Source organism: Streptomyces sp. NPDC050388, from assembly GCF_040655635.1.
Lineage (GTDB): Bacteria > Actinomycetota > Actinomycetes > Streptomycetales > Streptomycetaceae > Streptomyces.
Genome location: NZ_JBFAKH010000221.1, coordinates 1 through 3256 on the forward strand (window position 1 = coordinate 1; position 3256 = coordinate 3256).

Sequence of the window (3256 nt, forward strand, 5' to 3'; positions counted from 1 at the left end):
CAGAAGATCGTCAAGGTGATGGACTTCGCGCTGAAGACCGGCTGCCCGATCATCGGCATCAACGACTCCGGCGGCGCCCGCATCCAGGAGGGGGTGGCCTCGCTGGGCGCCTACGGCGAGATCTTCCGCCGCAACACCCACGCCTCCGGGGTGATCCCGCAGATCTCCCTGGTGCTGGGCCCGTGCGCGGGCGGCGCGGTCTACTCCCCGGCGATCACCGACTTCACCGTGATGGTCGACCGGACCAGCCACATGTTCATCACCGGCCCGGACGTGATCAAGACGGTCACCGGCGAGGACGTCGGCTTCGAGGAGCTGGGCGGGGCGCGCACCCACAACACCGCCTCCGGGGTGGCCCACCACCTGGCCGGCGACGAGAAGGACGCCCTGGACTACGTCCGCCAGCTGCTGTCCTACCTGCCGTCCAACAACCTCGCCGAGCCGCCGGCCTACCCGGAGGCGGCCGACCTGGCCGTCACCGAGGCCGACCTGGAGCTGGACGCGCTGGTCCCGGACAGCGCGAACCAGCCCTACGACATGCACACGGTGCTCGAGCACGTGCTGGACGACGGCGAGTTCCTGGAGACGCAGCCGCTGTTCGCGCCGAACATCCTCACCGGCTACGGCCGCGTCGAGGGCCGCCCGGTGGGCATCGTGGCCAACCAGCCGCTGCAGCTGGCCGGCTGCCTGGACATCGCCGCCTCCGAGAAGGCGGCCCGGTTCGTGCGCACCTGCGACGCCTTCAACGTGCCGGTGCTCACCTTCGTGGACGTGCCCGGCTTCTTGCCCGGGGTGGGCCAGGAGCACGAGGGCATCATCCGCCGCGGCGCCAAGCTGATCTACGCCTACGCGGAGGCCACGGTGCCGCTGATCACGGTGATCACCCGCAAGGCGTTCGGCGGCGCCTACGACGTGATGGGCTCCAAGCACCTGGGCGCCGATGTGAACCTGGCCTGGCCGACCGCGCAGATCGCGGTGATGGGCGCGCAGGGCGCGGTCAACATCCTGCACCGGCGCGCCCTGGCCGAGGCCCAGGCGGCCGGCGAGGACGTCGAGGCGGTGCGCGCCCGGCTGATCCAGGAGTACGAGGACGCCCTGCTCAACCCGTACACCGCGGCCGAGCGCGGCTACGTCGACGCGGTGATCATGCCGTCCGAGACCCGCCGGCACATCGTGCGCGGGCTGCGTCAGCTGCGCACCAAGCGGGAGTCCCTGCCGCCGAAGAAGCACGGCAACATCCCCCTCTAGCCCAGGAGCCGCTGTGATCAAGGTCGTACGGGGCAATCCCACCCCGGAGGAGCTCGCCGCCGCACTGGCGGTGGTCCGCGTCCGCGCCGCGGCGGCGTCCGCCACGCCGTCCGGCGCGGACGCCCCCCGCGACTCCTGGTCCGACCCGTCCCGCATCGCCGCCCGCCACCTGCCCCAGCCGGGGCCGACGGCCTGGTCACGAACGTACTGGCCGGGCGGGTAGGCCTGTCCGACGTGCCGGCCGGCGGTGACTCCCGGGGAAGTTGAGTACGCGTACTCAGGCGCCCCGGGGGTCGTCGCCGGAGCATGGAAGGCATGCTGTGGTCCGACCCCGAGAACGAGCCGCCCAAGGAACTGCGGGACACGCAGGACATGCTGCGGCGGCTGAGCGTTCTCGTGGCGCTGGCCATGGTGCTCGCGATGCTCGTGATCGGGGTGAGGTGAGGCATCCGGTCCACGCCGATACGCTGACCGCATGACAGATCAGCCCCGCCGTCGGCTCGTGCTCGCCTCCCAGTCCCCCGCCCGGCTCGGGCTGCTCCGCCAGGCCGGACTCGACCCCGAGGTGGTCGTCAGCGGTGTCGACGAGGACGCCGTCACCGCACCCACCCCGGCCGAACTGGCACTCGCCCTCGCCGAGGCGAAGGCGTCCGTCGTCGCCGCGAAGCCCGAGATCAAGGGCGCACTGGTGATCGGCTGCGACTCGGTGCTCGAACTGGACGGCCGGGCCCTCGGCAAGCCCAGGGACGCCGAGGAGGCCACCGCTCGCTGGAAGGCGATGCGGGGCCGTGCGGGCATCCTCCAGACCGGCCACTGCGTCTACGACACCCTCGCCGAGGGCAGGCGGTACGCCTCCGCCACCGCGTCCACCGTGGTCCGTTTCGGCGAGCCCACGGACGAGGAGATCGCCGCCTACGTCGCGTCCGGCGAACCGCTCCGGGTCGCGGGGGCGTTCACCCTGGACGGCCGCTCGGCCCCGTTCATCGACGGCATCGACGGCGACCACGGGAACGTCATCGGCATCAGTCTGCCGCTGGTGCGGCGCCTGCTGGCCGAGCTGGGCGTCGGCATCACGGAGCTGTGGGCGCCGCCGGAGGCGTGAGCGGGGCCCCGCCGGGCGCGGGGTCGGCGGGCACGGGGGCGGCGGGATCGTCCGGGCGGTCGTGCGTCATCAGCAGCAGGACGATGAGGCCCAGCACCACCACCATGTACAGGAAGGCGTGCGGGCCGACCAGGCCCCACCCGAACGCGCCGAGCAGCGCGTGCACCACGGCGGCGCTGATCAGCAGCACCCTGCCCGGTCCGGCGGGTGCGCGGTCACGCAGGGCGGCCAGCAGCGCGACGAGGCCGCACAGCGCGAAGTAGAGCCCGAAGGCGAGGCCGCCGGCCTTCGAGGACACCGACATCACGTGCGGGTCGAGGCCGGCCAGTGACATGTGCTGCCGGTCGACGACGACCCCGAGGAACCAGTTCACCGCCCCGATGCCGAGCGCCTCGACGAAGAGCACGAGTGCCACGATCCACGCCACCGGTCTGCGGACCACCGGCCCCCACCCACTTTCGAGCACGACTGTGGTTACCCCGAGTACGTTCAAGACAGCGCGAACGTTACTGACAAGTAAAGCCAGGGACAAGGGTCCCGCGAAGGGCAGAGAACCATTGGGCCATTCGTAGGGACTCGACAAAAAAACGTGGTGGGCCGCAGCACGCTCTCACAGAGACCTTGACCACATGAGAAGGCTAGGGTTTCCCGAAGGAGTCTTGCGTACCAAGGTGCGACATGGGATTTCGCGGGTCGAGCGAGCCTCGGATCACGCTCCGTGTGGGCAAGCTCACCAATGGGGACGGGTCGTAGTGCCGTGTCAGCAGTCCCTAAACTCGGCTTGTTTCAAGGAGGGAGCCTCAATCGTGCGCAAGGTGCTCATCGCCAACCGTGGCGAAATCGCTGTCCGCGTGGCCCGGGCCTGCCGGGATGCCGGCATCGCGAGCGTCGCCGTCTACGCCGACC

6 protein-coding genes are annotated in these 3256 nt (G+C 70.9%); 5 read left to right on the forward strand and 1 reads right to left on the reverse strand.

Annotated elements, in window-relative coordinates:
- The 4 genes from AB0I73_RS40800 to AB0I73_RS40815 all read left to right on the forward strand — a co-directional run.
- The coding region (locus tag AB0I73_RS40800) for an acyl-CoA carboxylase subunit beta (RefSeq protein WP_363045438.1) at positions 1-1248 on the forward strand (1248 nt) is incomplete at its 5' end.
- Between the two features lie 13 nt (positions 1249-1261).
- On the forward strand, positions 1262-1471 hold the full coding sequence (locus AB0I73_RS40805; RefSeq protein ID WP_363045439.1) for an acyl-CoA carboxylase subunit epsilon: 210 nt from the start codon (positions 1262-1264) through the stop codon (positions 1469-1471).
- Positions 1472-1563: 92 nt separating this feature from the next.
- On the forward strand, positions 1564-1692 hold the full coding sequence (locus tag AB0I73_RS40810; RefSeq protein ID WP_109381152.1) for a hypothetical protein: 129 nt from the start codon (positions 1564-1566) through the stop codon (positions 1690-1692).
- 31 nt (positions 1693-1723) lie between these two features.
- Positions 1724-2350, forward strand: a complete 627-nt coding sequence (locus tag AB0I73_RS40815) for a nucleoside triphosphate pyrophosphatase (RefSeq protein WP_363045440.1) — start codon at positions 1724-1726, stop codon at positions 2348-2350.
- Here the strand turns inward: AB0I73_RS40815 and AB0I73_RS40820 are convergent.
- Positions 2319-2792 carry a hypothetical protein gene (locus AB0I73_RS40820; RefSeq protein WP_363045441.1) on the reverse strand — a complete coding sequence of 158 codons (474 nt, stop codon included), beginning with the start codon at positions 2790-2792 and terminating at the stop codon, positions 2319-2321. The genes AB0I73_RS40815 and AB0I73_RS40820 overlap by 32 nt on opposite strands.
- A 364-nt stretch (positions 2793-3156) precedes the next feature.
- Between AB0I73_RS40820 and AB0I73_RS40825 the strand changes: the two genes are divergently transcribed.
- The coding region (locus AB0I73_RS40825; RefSeq protein ID WP_157847070.1) for a biotin carboxylase N-terminal domain-containing protein at positions 3157-3256 on the forward strand (100 nt) is incomplete at its 3' end.

What these genes read in the sequence shown, in the direction of transcription:
- AB0I73_RS40810 (WP_109381152.1), top strand. Translation starts at nt 1,564, where the DNA reads ATGCTGTGGTCCGACCCCGAGAACGAGCCGCCCAAGGAACTGCGGGAC.
- AB0I73_RS40815 (WP_363045440.1), top strand. Translation starts at nt 1,724, where the DNA reads ATGACAGATCAGCCCCGCCGTCGGCTCGTGCTCGCCTCCCAGTCCCCC.